Consider the following 18,605-nt stretch of genomic DNA (forward strand, 5'->3'; position numbering starts at 1 on the left):
CGGCCCTGAGTTGAGGATAAAAATAATGAACACGACTGCCTGTACCCATAAAGACAATCCGAACTTCTGGATCTTCGGGTCGTTCTTCTTTCTCTACTTCTTCATCATGGCCACCTGCTTTCCGTTCCTGCCGATCTGGCTGTCGGATATCATTGGTCTGAATAAAACCCATACCGGGATCGTCTTCTCCTGCATCTCGCTGTTTGCCATCTCGTTCCAGCCGGTGCTGGGGGTGGTGTCGGACAAGCTGGGGCTGAAAAAACATCTGCTGTGGATCATCGCGGTCCTGCTGTTTCTCTTCGCGCCCTTTTTCCTCTACGTCTTCGCCCCGCTGCTGAAGACCAACATCTGGCTCGGGGCGCTGAGCGGTGGGGTCTATATCGGCTTTGTCTTTTCGGCGGGATCGGGCGCCATTGAGGCCTATATTGAGCGCGTAAGCCGCAACAGCTTCTTTGAGTACGGCAAGGCGCGCATGTTTGGCTGCCTCGGCTGGGGGCTGTGCGCCTCGACGGGCGGCATCCTGTTTGGCATCGATCCGTCGTATGTCTTCTGGATGGGCTCCGCCGCGGCGCTGGTCCTGATGCTGCTGCTGGTAGTGGCAAAACCAAAACCCAACCAGACCGCGCAGGTGATGAATGCCCTTGGCGCGAACCAGCCGCAGATCACCGTCAAAACCGTCATCAACCTGTTCCGCCAGCGCAAAATGTGGATGTTTATTCTGTACGTGATTGGCGTGGCCTGCGTCTATGACGTCTTCGATCAGCAGTTCGCCACCTTCTTTAAAACCTTCTTCGCCACGCCGGAGGAGGGCACGCGGGCGTTCGGTTTTGCGACCACTGCCGGAGAGATTTGCAACGCCATCATCATGTTCTGCTCGCCGTGGATCATAAACCGCATTGGCGCGAAAAATACGCTGCTGATTGCCGGGGTGATCATGGCGACGCGTATTATCGGTTCGTCATTTGCCACCACCGCCGTCGAAGTGGTGGCCCTGAAGATGCTCCACGCGCTGGAAGTCCCGTTCCTGCTGGTGGGGGCGTTCAAGTACATCACGGGGGTGTTCGATACCCGGCTGTCGGCAACCATCTACCTGATTGGCTTCAACTTCGCCAAACAGCTGGCGGCGATTTTTCTCTCCGCCTTTGCCGGGAATATGTATGACCGGATCGGCTTCCAGGATACCTACCTGATGCTGGGCTGTTTTGTGCTGGCGGTGACGGTATTGTCGGCGTTTACGTTGAGCAGTAAGCGGGAGATCGCTGCCGCGAACGCGGCAGCGTTAACACATCAGGCCAGGTAAAACACCTCTTTCAGCCCGGTGCTCACCGGGCTGTTGTCCGGGTTAGCGGGCATCACCTCCCCCATATATTTCCACCAGCGCTGGCAGACATCGGTGTTCGCCACCGCATTCCAGCGCTCTTCCGATTCGATCTCCACCGTGGCAAACAGCAGGTGACGTTCTTTATCGAGATAAATGGCGTAGTGGTGGGCGCCATGGTCTTTCAGCACCGCTTCCAGCTCGGGCCAGATGGGGTTGTGGCGACGTTCATACTCCTCGTGTGCGTCAGGGTTCACCTGCATCACAAAGGCTTTGCGGATCATAATGCCTCCAGATAGAGTTCGCGCACCTCGTCGCGGCTGGCGCTGCGTGGGTTGCAGGGGGCGCAGGGGTCGGCGAGGGCTTTGTCGAGCCAGCCTTCGATGTCGGCTTTGGTGACGCCCAGCTTGCTGAAGCCGGATGGAATACCGACGCGACTGCTCAGGGTGCGGATGGCGTTGATCGCCGCCATGCTGGCCGCTTCGTCGCTCATCTCGCGGGTATCCACGCCCATCGCCTGGGCCACGCGGGCAAAGCGTTCCACGGCGTTCGGGCGGTTAAAGTTTTCGATGATCGGCAGCAGGATGGCGTTGCACACGCCGTGCGGCAGGTTGTGCGTGGCCCCCGGTTGGTGGGCCAGGGCATGCACCAGTCCCAGTCCGGCGCTGTTAAAGGCCATACCTGCCAGATACTGGCCGTAGGCCATCTGCTCGCGCGCCTCCAGGTTATGTCCGTTGTCGACCGCCTCCGGTAGCCAGTGGGCGATCAGGCGAATCGCCTCCAGCGCGTTGGCATCGGTGAGGGGGTGAGCGCCGACGGAGACATAGGCTTCGATGGCGTGGGTCAGGGCGTCCATCCCGGTGGCGGCGGTGACGGAGGCCGGAATATCGAGCATCACGCTGGCGTCATCCACGGCAATGTCCGGGATGATGTTCGGGTCGATAATCACCTCTTTGACCTGACGGGCAGAGTCGATGATCACCGCATTGCTGGTCATCTCTGCCGCCGTACCTGCGGTGGTGTTGATGGCCACCAGCGGCACGCCGGGGTTGAGCACTTTGCCGACGCCGGAATAAGCGGTAGACGGGCCAGGATTGGCGGTGAGAATTTTAATCGCTTTGGCGGTGTCGATCGGGCTGCCGCCCCCGAAGGCAATGATGTAATCGCACTGCGCATCCTGGAAAGCGGCAAAGCCCTGCTGCACCAGTTCTTCCGTCGGATTCGGGAAGACCGCGTCAAACAGGTGATACGACATCCGCTCTGCGTCGAGAGCGGTAAACAGGCTGTCGAGCAGGCCCATTTTTACCAGCTGACCGTCGGTGACAATCAGCGCGGTGCCCCACTGTTTGTTTGCCACCAGCTTAACCATATCGCCGATTGCGCCTGCACCGTGCAGGCTGATTTTCGGCAGCGCCAACATAAAGCTCATGATAATTCTCCTTAATTACGGTGATTTTTATGCCCGGCGGCGCTGCGCTTGTACACAGCGCCACTCGGCACTAGATCCGTCTTCGCTGCATCACGCGGCGGGTGATGATCGGCAGGGAGATCACCACAATCAGCATCGCGCCGATAATTACCGACATCACGATGCCCGGCACGTTGAGCAGGCTCAGGCCGAAGGTGACCAGCCCCATCAGGAAGGCGGCGATAATCACGCCTACCATGCTGCCGGAACCGCCGAGAATATTGACCCCGCCAAGCACCGCCATGGTCACCACCGCCAGCTCCCAGCCCATCGCAATCGTCGGGCGGGTACTGCCCAGACGCGAGGTGAGCAGCACCGAGGCCAGCCCGGCCATCAGCCCCACCAGGGCGAAGAGGATCAGATTGTGACGCTTGACGTTGATGCCGGAATACCATGCCCCGGTGGGGTTATTGCCGATGGCGTAGGTACGACGCCCGAAGTTGGTTTTGTGCAGCACGAAGGCAAACACCACCGCCAGCACCATAAACAGCGCGAACTCAAACGACAGCGCACCCCAGACGTATCCCTGGCCGAACCAGGCGAAGCTCTCCGGCCAGGTATTAAGCGCCTGGTCACCCAGCAGAATGTAGGTGATGCCGCGGTAGAGGCTCATGGTGCCGATGGTGATCACAATCGACGACAGGTTAAAGCGGGTCACCAGCAGGCCGTTGAACAGCCCGCACAGCAGGCCAACCCCTAACCCCACGCAGACCAGCCACGGTGTATCCAGCCCCGCCGCCGCGCAGAAGCCCATCACCGTGGAGCTCAGGGCGATAGTGGAGGCCACCGACAGGTCAATCTCCCGGGCGATAATCAGCATCGCCATCGGCAGCACGATGATCGCCTTTTCGGTGAAGTTGAAGGTCGCATCCGACAGGTTCCAGATATTCAGGAAGTACGGGGAGGCCAGGGCATTGCCCACGAACACCGCCAGGGTGACCGCCAGCAGAAAACCCTCCCAGCACAGCAGGCGCTGGAAAATGCCCGCCGGAGCCGGGGTATTTTTCATCTCTTCAGAGGTCATCACTTTACTCATGATCTTACCGCCTGTTTCTGACGTGCCAGCGCCGCATCGCGCAGGATCAGCCGTCCTTTGCGCTTGTTGCCGCGTTCATTGAGCAGCACCGCAATCACAATCACCGTCCCGGAAATCGCCATCTGCCAGAACGGCGATACGCCGATCACCGGCAGGGCATTGTTGATGACGCCGAGGAAGAGCGCCCCGCACAGGCAACCTAACACCCGGCCAGTGCCGCCCATGGTGCTGATGCCGCCGATCACGCAGGCCGCCACCACCTGAAGCTCAAAGCCGTTCGCCACGTCGACATAGGCCACCGCGAAGCGCGAGATCCACAGATAGCCGCAGAACCCGGCCAGCGCCCCGGAGAGGCAGAAGCTGACAAACTGCATTTTGCCGGCGTTGATCCCGGTGTAGTACGCCGCCGTGGCGTTACCGCCTGCGGTGTAGAGCGCCCGCCCGGTGCGGCTGTAGCGCAGGAAATAGCCCACCAGCAGCAGGGCGGCGATGGCGCACCAGCTCAGCACCGGTAAACCCAGCACCGACGCACGCGGCAGGCCGAGGAAATCCGCCCCCATCTGGTTAGAGTTGACCCAGCCGCCGCCGGAGAGCAGAAAGATAATCCCGCGGTAGATGCTCATGGTGCCAAGCGTTACCACAATCGCCGGGATGCCCATCTTCCACACCAGCAGACCGTTGATAACGCCCATCAGCAGGCCCAGGGCCGTCGCCAGAATGAGCAGTACCCAGACCGGCACCTCGGGGTAATGAAAGTTAATCAGGGCGACAATCATCCCGGTCAGCGCCAGGTTCGCCGCCATCGACAGGTCGATGCCTTTGGTGAGCAGCACCATCATCTGGCCGAGGGCGAGGATGATCAGAATCGAGGTGTCGTTAAACATCTCCACCAGGTTGCCCGGCGCGATAAACGACGGGACGCGGGTGCCGATGGCGATCACCATCAGCACAATCACCGCCGCCAGCAGCGCCTCGCGGTGTTTAAGCAGTTGTTGCACCATTATGCGGCCTCCTGTCTGGCACCGCTGGCGGCGCTGACGATGGTTTCCGCCGTCGCGCCCCCCGCCTGATACTCCGCCACCATTAACCCTTCATGCATGACGATGATCCTGTCGGCCATGCCCATCACTTCCGGTAGTTCAGAGGAGACCATGATCACCGCCAGCCCCTGACCGACCAGCTCGGACATAAACTGATGCACCGCCGCTTTGGAGCCGATATCGATCCCTTTGGTCGGTTCATCCAGAATGATGACGTCAGGATGGGTCGCCAGCCATTTGCCAATCACCACTTTCTGCTGGTTGCCGCCGGAGAGGGTTTCCACCGCCTGTTTCCAGCTAAAGGCTTTCACCTGGAGCCGCTTTGCATATTCATCCGCCAGCTGCCACTCGCGCGCGTCGTTCAGCACGCCGCTGGCGTTGAGTTTGCTGAGCTGGGGCAGGCTGATGTTCTGGGCAATCGACAGCTCAATAATCGCCCCCTGCTTCTGGCGCTCTTCCGGCACGCAGACGATCCCGGCTCTGATGGCGTCCGCCGGCTGGCGGAAATGCTGCGCTTTGCCGTTCAGCACAATGCTGCCGGAGGAGGGGCGCGAGACGCCGGAGAGCGCCTGCATCAGCTCGGTACGCCCGGCGCCTACCAGGCCATAGAAGCCGAGGATTTCGCCTTTGCGCAGGGTAAAGGAAATATTGGCGAACTCGGTGGGGTGGCAGAGATCCTGCACCTCCAGGACGATGTCGCCTTTTTCGCATTCCACCTTCGGGAAGGTCTGGGTAATGGCGCGCCCCACCATCATCGCCACCATCCGCTCTTCGGTGATGTCGTTGATGGCCCCGGCGCCGACAAATACGCCGTCGCGCAGGATGGTGTAGTGATCCGCCAGCTCAAAAATCTCGTCGAACTTGTGGGAGATAAAGAGGATGGCTTTTCCCTCCTGCTTTAAGCGTTCGACAATCTGATAGAACTCGAGAATTTCATGCTGCGACAGGGCGGCGGTGGGTTCATCGAGGATCACCACCTGGGCATCAAACGACAGCGCACGGGCAATCGCCACCATATGCCGCTGGGCGATGCTCAGGGTTTTCAGCGTCGCACGCGGGTCAATCTGCACCTCCAGACGGGTGAGGATCGCCTGCGCCCGGCGGTGCATCTCCGGCCAGTCGAGCTTTTTGAAAAAGCCTTTATAGAGATACTGACCGACAAAAATATTTTCGGTGACCGACAGCTCATCGAACAGCACGGTCTCCTGGTGGATGGCGGTAATACCCACCTTGTGCGCCGCGTCAGGGGTCGGCAGCTGGATGGGGATCGCTTTATAGAGGATTTCGCCCTCGTCGGGCTGGTAGATGCCGGTCATCACTTTCACCAGCGTCGATTTGCCCGCGCCGTTTTCACCGATCAGGGCGGTGACTTTGCCGGGCCAGAGTTCAAGCTGCACGTTTTCAAGGGCACGCACGCCAGGGAAAACTTTGGTGATGCCGTTGAGTGCCAGTAATGGGGTCATGATAGTTCTCCACCATAGGGGATTTTGTAGGCCGGATGGCGCTACGCTTATCCGGCCTACAAAACGCATCAGAAGATTTTTGAGAACTTATCAATGTTGCTGGCATCGTAAACGAACGGCTCCGCCATCGCGCCGTTGCCGTCGGCATCCAGCTTCACTTTGCCCAGTTTGCCCATGCTGGCTTCGTCTTTGGTCGCCGTGCCTTTCACCAGATCATCCGCTAAGTAAGTCGCGGCATAACCGAGGTCAATCGGGTTCCAGATGGCGAAGCTCTTGCTGGCGCCGGATTTCACCGCGCCCGCCATTTCAGACGGCAACCCTAAGCCGGTGACGTACACTTTGCCGATCTTGCCCTGATCTTTCACCGCCTGCGCCGCCGCCACGATACCGACTGACGACGGGGAGACGATCACTTTCAGATCCGGGTAGGTTTTAAGCAGGCCAACCGCTTCGCGGTAGCTCTTGTCAGAGAGATCGTCGCCATAGGCCACGGTCACCAGATTGACGGACGGGTACTGCGGCAGCACCTTTTTCATCTCGGCAATCCAGGTGTTCTGGTTAGTAGAGGTAGGGGTAGCGCTCAGCACCGCCACGTCGCCTTTCTCCACATTCAGCGCTTTCAGCGCGTCGGCCGCCAGCTTGACGTTGGTCTCGCCAATCAGCGCGTTATTAGAAGGGTTGAGGTGGATCTGGCGCCCGGCTTTCGCCACGCCGGAATCCCAGGAGACCACTTTGATCCCGCGCTGCATCGCTTTTTTCAGCACCGGCACCACGGCGTCAGGATCGTTGGCGGAGATAGCGATCGCATCGACACCCTGAGCGATCAACCCGTTGAGGACTTCGATCTGGGCTTCGGCGGTGGTGGTGGTCGGCCCGGTATAGATGACTTTGACATCCCCCAACTCTTTAGCTGCCTCCTGGGCACCCACGTTTGCCGCTTCAAAGAAGCCGTTACCTAAGGATTTCGCCACCAGGGCGATTTTCACTTCAGCTAAAGCAGAACCGGACAACGCCAGGGCGGCAACGGTGAGGATCAAGCTTGTCTTTATTTTCATTGCTTTTACTCCACTTAATTGAGTTTTGTAGGGTTTGCAGGTGTAGATTCGCCCCGTCTCAATGAGCGGGGCGCGATGTTCTTATTTGTAGAGATCTAACGCTGACTGCACAGGATTAACGCCAAAGCGTTTACCCAGCGCAATCAGTTCTTCCCGGGTGATGGTCTGCTTCATGCCACCCATTGAATAAACTTTTACCAGCACTTCCGCAGACTTCTCGGCGGTATCGATCAGGCCAAAGGTTTCGTCCAGCGTCGGGCCGCTGCCGAACACGCCGTGGAACGGCCACAGCACCAGCGAATGTTTTTGCATCTCCACCGCCGTGGCGCTGCCGATTTCGTCGGTACCCGGCACCATCCACGGCAGAATGCCCACGCCATCCGGGAACACCACCAGACACTCGGTGCTGCCTTCCCACAGCTGACGGGTGATGACGTCTGAGTTGTTCTCCAGCACAAAAGTCAGGGCGATCAGGTTGGTGGCGTGGCAGTGCATGATCACGCGGTCTTTTCCCCCCGTGGCTTTGATGCGCTCGCAGTGGGAGAGGAAGTGGGCCGGCAGTTCAGATGTTGGCACCGCTTCGTCAGTCAGCCCCCAAAGAATGTGGTAGCCCGCGCCGTCGCTGTCCACTTTTACCACCCCTAAATTGGCGGTGGGATCGAGCTGTACGTTGCGGAAGAATTTGCCGGAACCGGTGACGATAAACGGCGTGTTGGCGAGCAGCGGCATCGGCTGGCTCAGGGCGATATAGCGCGGTTTGGCGTGGAAATCCGCTTCAAACGGGGCGATATCCGCGTCATCCAGGCGCAGCGTCAGGTTGCCGCCGTTGCGCTCGTCCCAGCCTTTCAGCCAGGCGTCGGAGGTGGCTTTGATCATGCCCTGGACGAACCAGGATTGGGTGATGGTCTGCATTTTTTGATTCCTTTGAAAACGCCCGGCGGCGCTTCGCTTGCCGGGCCTACAGCTAAACGTAGGCCGGGTAAGCGAAGCGCCACCCGGCAATGTTATTTACGTGCGACTGGCTAATACGTCCTGCTCATACGCCCGGACGTTATCCAGCCACTGGCTGCCCGCCGGGGCGTCGTTGCGCTGGCAGTACATCTCCCATACCGCCTGCCACGGCAGTGATTTTTGCTCTTCCAGCAGGGCCAGACGCGCGGTGTAATCCCCCGCGGCTTCCAGCGCGCGCAGCTCGGCGGTGGGCTCCAGCAGAGCGCGCAGCAGGGCTTTCTTCATGTTGCGGGTGCCGATCACCCACGCCGCGATGCGGTTGATGGAGGCATCAAAGAAGTCGAGGCCGATATGTACCCGGTCAAACAGGTCATGGCGGATAATTTCGCTGGCGATGGCCTGGGTTTCGTCATCCAGCAGCACCACGTGGTCGCTGTCCCAGCGCACCGGACGGCTGACGTGCAGCAGCAGGTGCGGCACATAGAGCATCGCGGCGGAGATCTTGTCGGAGATGACTTCAGTCGGATGGAAGTGACCCGCGTCCAGACACAGCGCGGTCTGGCGGCTGGTGGCGTAACCCATGTAGAACTCGTTGGAGCCCACGGTGTAGCTCTCGGCGCCAATGCCGAACAGCTTGCTTTCCACGGCATCGATGTGGTGCGCCGGGTTCAGCTTTTCACTGATGGCTTCATCCAGCGCCGCCAGCAGGCGCTGACGTGGGGCGAGGCGGTCAACGGTGATGTCTTTCATCCCGTCCGGGATCCAGATATTCATCACCGATGGGGTGCCAAGCTGCTCGCCAAAGTACGCCGACACGCGGCGGCTGGCCTTCACGTGGTCGATCCAGAACTGGCGGATCTCGTCGTTGGCGTGGGCGAGGGTAAAGCCGTCGGCGCTCAGCGGATGCGAGAAGCAGGAGGGGTTAAAATCCAGCCCCAGCTTGTTAGCTTTCGCCCACTCGACCCAGTTTTTAAAATGTTCTGGTTTGATGGCGTTACGCTCGACGGGCTCGTCGGATTCCAGATAGATGGCGTGCAGGTTCAGGCGCTTAGGACCCGGGATCAGGCTCAGGGCCAGCTCCAGATCCGCCCGCAGTTCGGCGGCGTTACGCGCCTTGCCCGGATAGTTACCGGTGGCCTGAATACCGCCGGTCAGCGCCCCGCCCGGGTTCTCAAAACCGGCGACGTCATCACCCTGCCAGCAGTGCATAGAGACCGGCAGACGGTCGAGCTGACGCAGAGCCTCCTCGACATCCACGCCCACGGCGGCGAAACGCTGTTTAGCCAGTTCCCAGGCTTGTTCAAGTTGAGTGGTCATGCGCAAAGCTCCTTTGTCGGTCGTTGTTGCTGAAACTGCGCCCGGTAGCGGGCAATCTCATGATCGGGATGAGGGGTAAAGGTGGTCAGGCCATAGTTGCCGGTCACCACCTGGCGGAACTGGTCGACGTTGTTCAGTTCGTCGAGGGTCATCAGCTGAATGCCAATATTGCCGAGGGTGGAGGCCTCGACCGGCCCGGCTAACACCGTGATGCCGCAGGCGTTGGCGCACAGCTGGTTGAGCAGCTGGTTCTGGCAGCCGCCGCCCACAATGTGCAGCTGGCTGAACGGCTTCTCGCGCAGGGTGGCCAGCTCGTGCAGCACCTCGGCATAGAGCAGGGCGAGGCTGTCGAAGATGCAGCGCGCCAGCTCGGCGGCGCTCTCCGGCACCGGCTGCGCGCTTTCGCGGCAGGCGGCCTGAATCTCGGCGCTCATATTGGCCGGATTGATAAAGCGGTCGTCATTGGGGTTGATCAGGAAGCGGCACGACGGCAGGATTTCCGTCTCAGCGATCAGGGCAGCCAGGTCGCTGATACCTTTTTCCTTCAGCACCCGCTGTAGCAGCCACAGCCCCATAATGTTTTTCAGCACCCGGTAGCGGCCCTCTGCGCCGCCCTCGTTGGTGATGTTGGCCGCCAGCGCGCTATCGCTGGTGTAGGGGGTTTTGCTCTCAAAGCCCATCAGCGACCAGGTGCCGGAGGAGAGATACGCTGCATCCTTTGAGGCCAGCGGGGCGGCGATCACCGCGCTGGCGGTGTCATGGCTGGCGACGGCCACCACCGGGATGGCATTCTCCCGGGGGCAAATCCAGTGACCGATTACATTGCCCGGATGGGTCGGCGTGCCAAACCAGTCGCGCGGCGCGCCGGTCCAGTTGAGCAGGTTCTCGTCCCAGGTATCGGAATTGATGTTCACCAGCTGGGTGGTGGTGGCGTTGGTATATTCCCAGTTCATCTGGCCGGTAAGGCGGTAGCTGAAGTAGTCCGGGATCAGCAGGGCGTGGGCGACCTTCGCCACCAGCTCCGGCTGCTGTTCAACCAGGGCACGCAGCTGATAGAGGGTATTAAACGGCAGGAACTGGATGCCGCTGCGGCCATAGATCTCCGCTTTGCCCAGCTGCGCCAGCGCGTGCGCCATTACCCCGTCGGTGCGGCTGTCGCGGTAGGAGACCGGCAGGCCCACACGCTGGCCGTTGCTGTCCAGCAGCACATAATCCACGCCCCAGGTATCAATCCCGATGCTGTCGATGCGAATGCCTTCTTCACAAACCTTATTCAGCCCGGTGCGGATCTCCGCTTCCAGGGTGTCGATATCCCAGCAGTCAAAGCCGTCCCGCTTTTGCAGACAGTTAACGAAACGGTGGATTTCGCGAAGCTGAAGCGTGCGCGCCTCGCGGTGGTAGCTTGCCAGCATCACCCGGCCGCTGGATGCGCCTAAATCGACAGCCACACAATGGCGAAAAGTCATGGTCCGGTCCTTCCTGAAGTCATTGCCGGACAGTGTAAAAAAGGGAAGGGAAGGCGACCTTCTTGCTACTGACAGCGCATTTCAGGCGCTGGCAAGAAAGCAAAGATGAACGTGAGAGAGTTCACATTTTCCGTTTTTAACGGCACTTGCAGGCGATGTGACGGTGACCGCATTTCCAGATCTTTCCCGCCGCTTCTTGAAAAAGCGACAGGGTTTGCGCCATTTGCTGTCGAAAATTTAAGGTGAGGCGGGGAACCCTAAATTACTATTTTGAGAACTCTTATCATCTGGTGACCCGTTATGACCGTACTGCACAGCGTGGATTTTTTTCCTTCAGGCCACTCGCCTGTGGCGATTGAGCCGCGGCTGCCCCAGGCTGCCTTTCCGGAACATCATCATGATTTTCATGAGATTGTGATCGTGGAGCACGGTACGGGTATCCACGTCTTCAACGGCCAGCCGTACACCATCAGCGGCGGAACGGTCTGCTTCGTGCGCGATCATGACCGGCACATGTATGAACATACCGATAACCTGTGCCTGACCAACGTGCTCTATCGCTCCCCGGAGGCGTTCCAGTTTTTGTCGGGGTTGAACCAGCTCCTGCCCCAGGAGCTGGACGGGCACTATCCGTCGCACTGGCGGGTGAACCAGGCCACGCTGCAACAGGTGCGCCAGCTGGTGAGCCAGATGGAGCAGGCTGAAGAGGGGCAGGAGACCCACGCCCTCGCCAGCCGTGAAATCCTCTTTATGCAACTGCTGGTGCTGCTGCGCCGCGGCAGCCTGGTCGAAGGGGCGGCGGATAATGACGCCCGCCTCAACCAGCTGATGGCCTGGCTGGAAGATCACTACGCGGAGGATGTCTGCTGGGAGACGCTGGCGGATAACTTCTCTCTCTCGCTGCGCACCCTGCATCGCCAGCTCAAACAGCACACCGGGCAGACGCCGCAGCGCTACCTGAACCGTCTGCGGCTGATTAAAGCGCGGCATCTGCTGCGCCATACCGATGATAGCGTCACGGATATCGCCTATCGCTGCGGTTTCGGCGACAGTAACCACTTTTCGACCCTGTTTCGCCGGGAATTTAGCTGGTCGCCGCGCGATATTCGCCAGGGCCGGGATGCTTCACTTCAGTAACGCGAGGAAAATCACCGTTTTATTGCCGCAAAGCGGGTAATAATGTCAGGTTATTCCCCGGTGAGGTTGTGACGTGGCAGGACAGTTGATTCTTCGCAGAGCCGATTTTTTTGCATCCGCTGCTCAGGCCGTCGCGGTGGCGGACCGCTATCCGCAGAATGTCTTTGCCGAACATACCCACGACTTCTGCGAGCTGGTGCTGGTGTGGCGCGGCAACGGCCTGCATATCCTCAACGATCGCCCCTACCGTATTACCCGCGGTGACCTGTTTTACATCCGCGCGGAAGACAAACACGCCTACGCCTCGGTGAACGATCTGGTGCTGCAGAACATCATCTACTGCCCCGACCGGCTGAAGCTCAACGTGGACTGGGGAGCCAATATCCCCGGCTTTATGAACGCCCGCGGAGCACCGCACTGGCGGCTTGGCAGCAACGGTATGACTCAGGTGCGCCAGATCATTGCCCAACTGGAGCAGGAGAGCCTGAAGGACGATCCCCACGGCTATGACCTGGCGGAGCTGCTGTTTGCCCAGCTAGTGATCATGCTCAAACGCTACCGCTACGCCCCGGACAACCCGACCGCCAGCGAGCCGGAAGCGCTGCTGGATAAGCTCATCACCGCGCTGTCTGGCAGCCTGAACCGCAGCTTTGTGCTGGAGAAGTTTTGCGAGCAGGAGCAGTGCAGCGAGCGCGCCCTGCGCCAGCAGTTCCGCACCCAGACCGGCATGACGGTGAACCACTATCTGCGTCAGCTGCGGATCTGCCATGCGCAGTATCTGCTGCAGCATACCGAGCTGATGGTCAGCGAAGTGGCGATGCAGTGCGGCTTTGAGGACAGCAACTACTTCTCGGTGGTGTTTAACCGCGAAGTGGGGATGACCCCGGTTCAGTGGCGCCACCGCAGCCATAACGCCGCGTAATAGAATCCCAGCTCTACCCCTGACTTCTCCGCAGCCCCCGCCAGATCAGTGACATAACGAAAAGTTATAACCTTATTAAAACTACGGCATTGATAAACATTTTCAATATCATTTAATTAACTATAATGAACCAACTGCTTACGCGGCATTAACACGTTTGCCGCCCGACAATAATGGAGATGATTATGAGCTATACCCTGCCATCCCTGCCGTACGCTTACGACGCCCTGGAGCCGCATTTCGACAAGCAGACGATGGAAATCCATCACACCAAACACCACCAGACTTACGTTAACAACGCCAACGCGGCGCTGGAAAGCCTGCCAGAATTCGCGAGCCTGCCGGTTGAAGAGCTGATCACCAAACTGGATCAACTGCCAGCCGACAAGAAAACCGTACTGCGCAACAACGCGGGCGGCCATGCTAACCACAGCCTGTTCTGGAAAGGCCTGAAAACCGGTACTACTCTGCAGGGCGACCTGAAATCCGCTATTGAGCGCGACTTCGGCTCCGTTGAGAACTTCAAAGCTGAGTTTGAAAAAGCGGCTGCTACCCGTTTCGGCTCCGGCTGGGCGTGGCTGGTTCTGAAAGGCGACAAACTGGCGGTAGTCTCTACGGCTAACCAGGACTCCCCGCTGATGGGCGAAGCGATCTCTGGCGCATCCGGTTTCCCAATCCTGGGTCTGGACGTGTGGGAACACGCTTACTACCTGAAATTCCAGAACCGTCGTCCGGACTACATCAAAGCCTTCTGGGACGTCGTCAACTGGGACGAAGCTGCGGCACGTTTCGCTGCTAAAAAATAAGGTTGCAAAGCCTTCTGTGAGAAGCGAGTCTGATGACTCGCTTTTTTTGTATCTGAAGGAGTAGAGATGCATTACCCGGTGAATGTGTTTACAGGCAAGGTAAGGGACTACGACGGCAGCCGCCCGAGCGCAATTGCTAAAGTGCAGGTCGACGGTGAGCTGACCTTAACCGACCCTGGACTGGCAGGTGACGAGCAGGCGGAAAAGAAGATCCACGGCGGGCCCGACCGCGCGCTGTGCCACTATCCGCGGGAGCACTATCAGCACTGGGCAAGGGAATTTCCCGCTCAGGCCGATCTGTTTGTCGCCCCGGCGTTTGGCGAAAACCTCTCAACCGAGGGGCTGACGGAGGAGAACGTCTTTATCGGCGACATCTTTCGCTGGGGGGATGCCCTGATCCAGGTGACCCAGCCGCGCTCGCCGTGCTTCAAACTCAACTTCCATTTCGGCATCAGCGATATGGCTACGCAGATGCAGAACGCGGCGAAAACCGGCTGGCTCTATCGGGTGGTGCTGGCAGGGCAGGTATCGGCGGATGCGCCCCTGAAGCTGGTGTCACGCCTGAGCGACGTATCGGTACATGACGCCTGCGCTATCGCCTGGCATATGCCGTTTGACGACGAACAGTATCAGCGTCTGCTGGCGGCGGCGGGCCTGTCAACAAGCTGGACCAGAACCATGCAGAAACGGCGTTTAAGCGGGAAGATCGAGAATAATTCCCGCAGATTGTGGGGAAACCAGGCCGGGTAAGGCGAAGCCGCCACCCGGCATAACAGGCGACAACTACGAACGTTTATACAACGGCAGCCAGAGGGTTAAACGCAATCCACCCAGCGGGCTGTCGTCCGCTTTCACCCAGCCGCGATGCTGCTGAATGGCGGTTTCGACAATCGCCAGACCCAGTCCGGTGCCGCCAGATTCACGGTCGCGGGCTTCGTCAGTACGGTAGAACGGACGGAAAATCTGCTCGCGATCTTCCGGGCTGACGCCAGGACCATCGTCATCCACGTTAATAGTGATGCCGTCTTTATCCACCGAGAACGCCACCTCGATTTTGGTATGCGAGTAGCGCAGGGCGTTACGGACGATATTCTCCAGCGCGCTTTCCAGCGCATTCGGGTTACCGTACAGCGGCCACGGGCCCGGCGGGAAATTAACGGTGAACGATTTACCCATCTGCTCCGCTTCGAAGGCGGCGTTATCCAGCACTTCGCCCCAGAGGTGGTTAGCCTTCATCGTTTCGCTGACCAGCGCGTTTTTCTGCTGATTGCGTGACATCACCAGCAGGTCGTTGATCATGCTGTCCAGACGGTGGGCTTCCGTTTCGATACGCTCCAGCTCCTTGCTCTCACCACTGCGGCGGCGCAGCAGGGCGGTGCCAAGTTGCAGGCGCGTCAGCGGGGTACGCAGCTCGTGCGAGATATCAGAGAGCAGACGCTGCTGGGTCGTCATCATCCGCTCTAGCGCCGTCACCATCTGGTTGAAGCTGGCCCCTGCCGCCAGGAACTCCTGCGGCCCGGCTTCCAGCTCGGGGTGCTGTCGCAGGTTGCCCTGCGCCACTTCATCCGCGGCGTTTTTCAGTTTGCGCGCCGGCTTCGCCAGGCTCCATGCGAGCCACAACAACAGCGGTGAACTCACCAGCATGGTGACAATCAGCAGCAGCAGCGGGCGGTCAAACAGCAGGTTGATAAAGTCGGACTGGGAGCTGCTCGCCGGGCGGATCAGGTAGAGCTGGTAATTATCCTCCCCGTCATTGACGGAGAATGGCCCCACCATCTCCACCCGACCATATTTTTTCTTTTGCGGGTGATCGGCGTTATCCGCCTGGCCAATGAAGTTACGGATGATCTGCATTTCATTGCGGTCCGCACCAATCACGCGACCTTCGCTGGTCACCAGCAGCAGGCGTTGTCCGGGAGGCGCCCATTTTTCGATAGCGCGAAACAGCCTGCGCCACCACATCAAATCATTGGGCGGATCGGTGGCCAGCTCTGCTTCTACGTGTTGCTCGATCATCACACCCTGACGTTGCTCGCTGTCGAGGAGCTCCGTCATCTGGCGTGAGTCGAGTTTTGGCAACATCAATACCAGCATTAAAACCAGTGCCAGCGTCAGCCAGAAAATGGCGAAGATGCGGGCGGTTAAGCTACCTATCATGAAGCGGAAACCATCAGATAGCCGCGTCCACGCAGGGTTTTAAACCACGGGTGACCATCTTTGCGCTCCGGCAGCTTACGGCGCAGGTTCGAGATGTGCATATCGATGGCGCGGTCGAACGGCGTCAGGCGTTTACCCAACACTTCCTGGCTCAGATGTTCACGCGACACCACCTGGCCCAGATGCTGCGCCAGCAGATAAAGCAGGGTGAATTCGGTGCCGGTCAGCTCCAGCGCCTGGCCGTCAAAGCTCGCTTCCTGGCGGCCTGGATTGAGGCTCAGGGAGTCGACTTCCAGCGTCGGTGAACCGTTGTCGGTGTTTTGCTGCTGCTCGCTCCAGTGGGAACGGCGCAGGATCGCCCGAATACGCGCCACCAGCTCGCGGTCGTTAAACGGTTTTGGCAGATAGTCATCAGCGCCCAGCTCAAGGCCGAGTACGCGGTCAAGTTCGCTGCCGCGCGCGGTCAGCATAATAACGGGGGTCTGGTGTGTCTGGCGCAGCTCTTTAAGGGTGTCGATACCGTTTTTCTTCGGCATCATGACGTCGAGCAAAAGCAAGTCGATGCTATCGTCGAGTAGACTCAGCGCCTGCTCCCCATCATGGGCAACCGACACGTCAAAGCCTTCCATGTCGAGCAACTCCTTTAAAAGGGATGTCAGCTCTCGGTCATCATCAACTAACAGGATTTTATTCATTGTTTAAATACCTCCGAGGCAGAAATTACGTCATCAAGGCTATCTAATCCATGACTTTACGTTGTTTTACACCCCCTGACGCATGTTTGCAGCCTGAATCGTAGACTGTCTCTCGTTGAATCGCGACACGAAAGATTTTGGGAGTAAGTGATGCGCATAGTTACCGCTGCCGTCATGGCCTCAACGCTGGCGTTTAGTGCATTTAGCCAGGCTGCTGGAGCTATCACCGGCGATAACCGTTCCTCAGCAGAGGGCATTGCGCAGCAAAACGGCCAGGGCCACATGTTTGACGGCATAAGTTTAACCGAACATCAGCGTCAACAGATGCGAGATCTGATGCAGCGGGCTCGTCATGACCAGCCCCCTGTTAATGTTAGCGAAATGGAGACAATGCACCGCCTTGTCACCGCAGAAAATTTTGACGAAAACGCTGTGCGCGCTCAGGCAAACAAAATGGCGCAGGAACAGGTTGCCCGCCAGGTCGAAATGGCCCGGGTCCGCAACCAGATGTTTCACCTGCTAACGCCAGAGCAGCAAGCGGTTTTGAACCAGAAACACCAGCAACGTATGGACCAGTTGCGCGAGGTTGCCCGGATGCAGAAGAACGCTGAATCGACGCTTTTTAGTAGCAACACCCGTAGTAACCAGTAAACCCTGTTTTCCTTGCCATAGACACCATCCCTGTCTTCCCCCACATGATGTGGGGGTTTTTTTTGCCCATCATTAAAATGCGTTAACCGTTTATTCATCTTATTGACTCCTCCGCATCCGTTATACTAGCGGCATAGCGTGACAGGAGTGTTTATGAATCAATCCTATGGACGGCTGGTGAGCCGGGCGGCAATCGCCGCGACGGTCATGGCGTCGTGCCTGTTAGTCATTAAAATCTTCGCGTGGTGGTATACCGGTTCGGTCAGTATTCTGGCGGCGCTGGTGGACTCCCTTGTGGATATTGCCGCCTCGGTGACGAACCTGTGGGTGGTGCGTTACTCGTTACAGCCGGCGGACGAAGAGCATACCTTTGGTCATGGCAAAGCGGAGTCGCTGGCGGCGCTGGCGCAAAGCATGTTTATTTCCGGTTCGGCGCTGTTCCTCTTTTTGACTGGCATTCAGCACCTGTATACCCCGTCGCCGATGAAAGATCCCGGCGTCGGCGTGATCGTTACCGTTATTGCACTTATAAGCACATTAATTCTGGTAACGTTCCAGCGCTGGGTGGTGCGTAAAACGCAGAGCCAGGCGGTACGGGCGGATATGCTTCATTATCAGTCTGATGTTATGATGAACGGTGCGATTCTTATTGCGCTCGGTCTGGCCTGGTATGGCTGGCACCGGGCCGATGCGTTATTTGCGTTAGGGATTGGATTCTATATTTTATACAGTGCGTTGCGTATGGGGTACGATGCAGTGCAATCCCTGCTCGATCGCGCACTGCCAGACGCAGAACGGCATGAAATCTTTGAAATTGTGACCTCCTGGCCCGGTGTCAGCGGCGCTCACGATCTTCGCACGCGGCAGTCAGGGCCGACCCGCTTTATTCAGATTCATTTAGAAATGGAAGATAACCTGCCGCTCGTTCAGGCCCATCTGGTGGCGGAACAGGTTGAGCAGGCGATTTTGCAGCGTTTCCCGGGGTCAGATGTCATTATTCACCAGGATCCCTGCTCAGTCGTACCTAAGCCAGGTAATGGACATTTTGAGCTTTCGTAATTCGTTGTAAAAAAGTGAACCGGGGCAGCATTTTGTGGAAAAATAACCGCCATTTGGTCTGACC

General features: G+C 58.6%; 18 protein-coding genes. 7 read left to right on the forward strand and 11 right to left on the reverse strand.

Annotated features, from left to right (window positions below):
* The first annotated feature begins 25 nt into the window (after positions 1–25).
* The gene (locus tag ACOKCT_RS19160) at positions 26–1,300 is read left to right on the forward strand and encodes an MFS transporter (RefSeq protein ID WP_114388311.1); all 1,275 of its coding nucleotides are present in this window, start codon (positions 26–28) and stop codon (positions 1,298–1,300) included.
* On the opposite strand, the gene rhaM is transcribed toward ACOKCT_RS19160, so the two are convergent.
* The 9 genes from rhaM to rhaB form a co-directional block, all read right to left on the reverse strand.
* Entirely contained in the window at positions 1,288–1,602 is a 315-nt protein-coding gene (rhaM, locus tag ACOKCT_RS19165; protein WP_103177536.1) for an L-rhamnose mutarotase, read from the reverse strand. The genes ACOKCT_RS19160 and rhaM overlap by 13 nt on opposite strands.
* Positions 1,599–2,747, reverse strand: a complete 1,149-nt coding sequence (gene fucO, locus ACOKCT_RS19170; protein ID WP_159340294.1) for a lactaldehyde reductase — start codon at positions 2,745–2,747, stop codon at positions 1,599–1,601. The genes rhaM and fucO overlap by 4 nt, the downstream gene beginning before the upstream one ends.
* A gap of 70 nt (positions 2,748–2,817) precedes the next feature.
* On the reverse strand, positions 2,818–3,822 hold the full coding sequence (locus ACOKCT_RS19175) for an ABC transporter permease (RefSeq protein WP_103177534.1): 1,005 nt from the start codon (positions 3,820–3,822) through the stop codon (positions 2,818–2,820).
* A complete protein-coding gene (locus tag ACOKCT_RS19180; protein ID WP_103177533.1) occupies positions 3,819–4,823 on the reverse strand; it encodes an ABC transporter permease in 1,005 nt (334 codons plus the stop codon). The genes ACOKCT_RS19175 and ACOKCT_RS19180 overlap by 4 nt, the downstream gene beginning before the upstream one ends.
* On the reverse strand, positions 4,823–6,325 hold the full coding sequence (locus ACOKCT_RS19185) for a sugar ABC transporter ATP-binding protein (RefSeq protein WP_420193787.1): 1,503 nt from the start codon (positions 6,323–6,325) through the stop codon (positions 4,823–4,825). Before ACOKCT_RS19185 ends, ACOKCT_RS19180 begins: the two co-directional genes overlap by 1 nt.
* A 68-nt stretch (positions 6,326–6,393) precedes the next feature.
* Positions 6,394–7,380 (reverse strand): rhamnose ABC transporter substrate-binding protein, encoded by a 987-nt coding sequence (gene rhaS / locus ACOKCT_RS19190; protein ID WP_103177531.1) that lies wholly within the window; start codon positions 7,378–7,380, stop codon positions 6,394–6,396.
* An 81-nt stretch (positions 7,381–7,461) separates the two neighbouring features.
* Complete coding sequence (gene rhaD, locus ACOKCT_RS19195) at positions 7,462–8,292, reverse strand: rhamnulose-1-phosphate aldolase (protein WP_103177530.1); 831 nt, start codon at positions 8,290–8,292, stop codon at positions 7,462–7,464.
* Positions 8,293–8,388: 96 nt separating this feature from the next.
* Positions 8,389–9,648: an L-rhamnose isomerase gene (rhaA, locus tag ACOKCT_RS19200; RefSeq protein WP_156655382.1), complete on the reverse strand. Its 1,260-nt coding sequence runs from the start codon at positions 9,646–9,648 to the stop codon at positions 8,389–8,391.
* Positions 9,645–11,114 (reverse strand): rhamnulokinase, encoded by a 1,470-nt coding sequence (gene rhaB / locus ACOKCT_RS19205; protein WP_420193788.1) that lies wholly within the window; start codon positions 11,112–11,114, stop codon positions 9,645–9,647. The genes rhaA and rhaB overlap by 4 nt, the downstream gene beginning before the upstream one ends.
* 300 nt (positions 11,115–11,414) lie before the next feature.
* Between rhaB and rhaS (ACOKCT_RS19210) the strand changes: the two genes are divergently transcribed.
* From rhaS (ACOKCT_RS19210) to yiiM, 4 genes are all read left to right on the forward strand, one after another.
* The gene (gene rhaS / locus ACOKCT_RS19210) at positions 11,415–12,251 is read left to right on the forward strand and encodes an HTH-type transcriptional activator RhaS (protein ID WP_103177527.1); all 837 of its coding nucleotides are present in this window, start codon (positions 11,415–11,417) and stop codon (positions 12,249–12,251) included.
* A gap of 73 nt (positions 12,252–12,324) precedes the next feature.
* Positions 12,325–13,173, forward strand: a complete 849-nt coding sequence (rhaR, locus tag ACOKCT_RS19215) for an HTH-type transcriptional activator RhaR (RefSeq protein WP_103177526.1) — start codon at positions 12,325–12,327, stop codon at positions 13,171–13,173.
* 185 nt (positions 13,174–13,358) lie between these two features.
* Positions 13,359–13,979, forward strand: coding sequence for a superoxide dismutase [Mn] (gene sodA, locus ACOKCT_RS19220; RefSeq protein WP_103177525.1), 621 nt, complete (start codon positions 13,359–13,361; stop codon positions 13,977–13,979).
* A 66-nt stretch (positions 13,980–14,045) separates the two neighbouring features.
* The gene (yiiM, locus tag ACOKCT_RS19225; protein WP_156655380.1) at positions 14,046–14,729 is read left to right on the forward strand and encodes a 6-hydroxyaminopurine reductase; all 684 of its coding nucleotides are present in this window, start codon (positions 14,046–14,048) and stop codon (positions 14,727–14,729) included.
* A gap of 33 nt (positions 14,730–14,762) precedes the next feature.
* On the opposite strand, the gene cpxA is transcribed toward yiiM, so the two are convergent.
* Together cpxA and cpxR are read right to left on the reverse strand one after the other, a co-directional pair.
* Positions 14,763–16,136, reverse strand: coding sequence for an envelope stress sensor histidine kinase CpxA (cpxA, locus tag ACOKCT_RS19230; protein ID WP_103177523.1), 1,374 nt, complete (start codon positions 16,134–16,136; stop codon positions 14,763–14,765).
* Entirely contained in the window at positions 16,133–16,831 is a 699-nt protein-coding gene (cpxR, locus tag ACOKCT_RS19235; RefSeq protein ID WP_039032144.1) for an envelope stress response regulator transcription factor CpxR, read from the reverse strand. The genes cpxA and cpxR overlap by 4 nt, the downstream gene beginning before the upstream one ends.
* A gap of 150 nt (positions 16,832–16,981) precedes the next feature.
* Between cpxR and cpxP the strand changes: the two genes are divergently transcribed.
* A complete protein-coding gene (gene cpxP, locus ACOKCT_RS19240; protein ID WP_103177522.1) occupies positions 16,982–17,482 on the forward strand; it encodes a cell-envelope stress modulator CpxP in 501 nt (166 codons plus the stop codon).
* 153 nt (positions 17,483–17,635) lie between these two features.
* Positions 17,636–18,541, forward strand: a complete 906-nt coding sequence (gene fieF, locus ACOKCT_RS19245; RefSeq protein WP_420193789.1) for a CDF family cation-efflux transporter FieF — start codon at positions 17,636–17,638, stop codon at positions 18,539–18,541.
* Positions 18,542–18,605: the final 64 nt, after the last annotated feature.

Origin of the sequence: Leclercia sp. M-A074-M (assembly GCF_965195605.1) — a bacterium.
Lineage (GTDB): Bacteria > Pseudomonadota > Gammaproteobacteria > Enterobacterales > Enterobacteriaceae > Enterobacter.

What these genes read in the sequence shown, in the direction of transcription:
- ACOKCT_RS19160 (WP_114388311.1), top strand. Translation starts at nt 26, where the DNA reads ATGAACACGACTGCCTGTACCCATAAAGACAATCCGAACTTCTGGATC.
- cpxR (WP_039032144.1), bottom strand. Translation starts at nt 16,831, where the DNA reads ATGAATAAAATCCTGTTAGTTGATGATGACCGAGAGCTGACATCCCTT.
- rhaB (WP_420193788.1), bottom strand. Translation starts at nt 11,114, where the DNA reads ATGACTTTTCGCCATTGTGTGGCTGTCGATTTAGGCGCATCCAGCGGC.
- yiiM (WP_156655380.1), top strand. Translation starts at nt 14,046, where the DNA reads ATGCATTACCCGGTGAATGTGTTTACAGGCAAGGTAAGGGACTACGAC.
- cpxA (WP_103177523.1), bottom strand. Translation starts at nt 16,136, where the DNA reads ATGATAGGTAGCTTAACCGCCCGCATCTTCGCCATTTTCTGGCTGACG.
- rhaS (WP_103177531.1), bottom strand. Translation starts at nt 7,380, where the DNA reads ATGAAAATAAAGACAAGCTTGATCCTCACCGTTGCCGCCCTGGCGTTG.
- rhaM (WP_103177536.1), bottom strand. Translation starts at nt 1,602, where the DNA reads ATGATCCGCAAAGCCTTTGTGATGCAGGTGAACCCTGACGCACACGAG.
- sodA (WP_103177525.1), top strand. Translation starts at nt 13,359, where the DNA reads ATGAGCTATACCCTGCCATCCCTGCCGTACGCTTACGACGCCCTGGAG.
- fieF (WP_420193789.1), top strand. Translation starts at nt 17,636, where the DNA reads ATGAATCAATCCTATGGACGGCTGGTGAGCCGGGCGGCAATCGCCGCG.
- ACOKCT_RS19180 (WP_103177533.1), bottom strand. Translation starts at nt 4,823, where the DNA reads ATGGTGCAACAACTGCTTAAACACCGCGAGGCGCTGCTGGCGGCGGTG.
- ACOKCT_RS19175 (WP_103177534.1), bottom strand. Translation starts at nt 3,822, where the DNA reads ATGAGTAAAGTGATGACCTCTGAAGAGATGAAAAATACCCCGGCTCCG.
- rhaD (WP_103177530.1), bottom strand. Translation starts at nt 8,292, where the DNA reads ATGCAGACCATCACCCAATCCTGGTTCGTCCAGGGCATGATCAAAGCC.
- rhaA (WP_156655382.1), bottom strand. Translation starts at nt 9,648, where the DNA reads ATGACCACTCAACTTGAACAAGCCTGGGAACTGGCTAAACAGCGTTTC.
- fucO (WP_159340294.1), bottom strand. Translation starts at nt 2,747, where the DNA reads ATGAGCTTTATGTTGGCGCTGCCGAAAATCAGCCTGCACGGTGCAGGC.
- rhaS (WP_103177527.1), top strand. Translation starts at nt 11,415, where the DNA reads ATGACCGTACTGCACAGCGTGGATTTTTTTCCTTCAGGCCACTCGCCT.
- ACOKCT_RS19185 (WP_420193787.1), bottom strand. Translation starts at nt 6,325, where the DNA reads ATGACCCCATTACTGGCACTCAACGGCATCACCAAAGTTTTCCCTGGC.
- cpxP (WP_103177522.1), top strand. Translation starts at nt 16,982, where the DNA reads ATGCGCATAGTTACCGCTGCCGTCATGGCCTCAACGCTGGCGTTTAGT.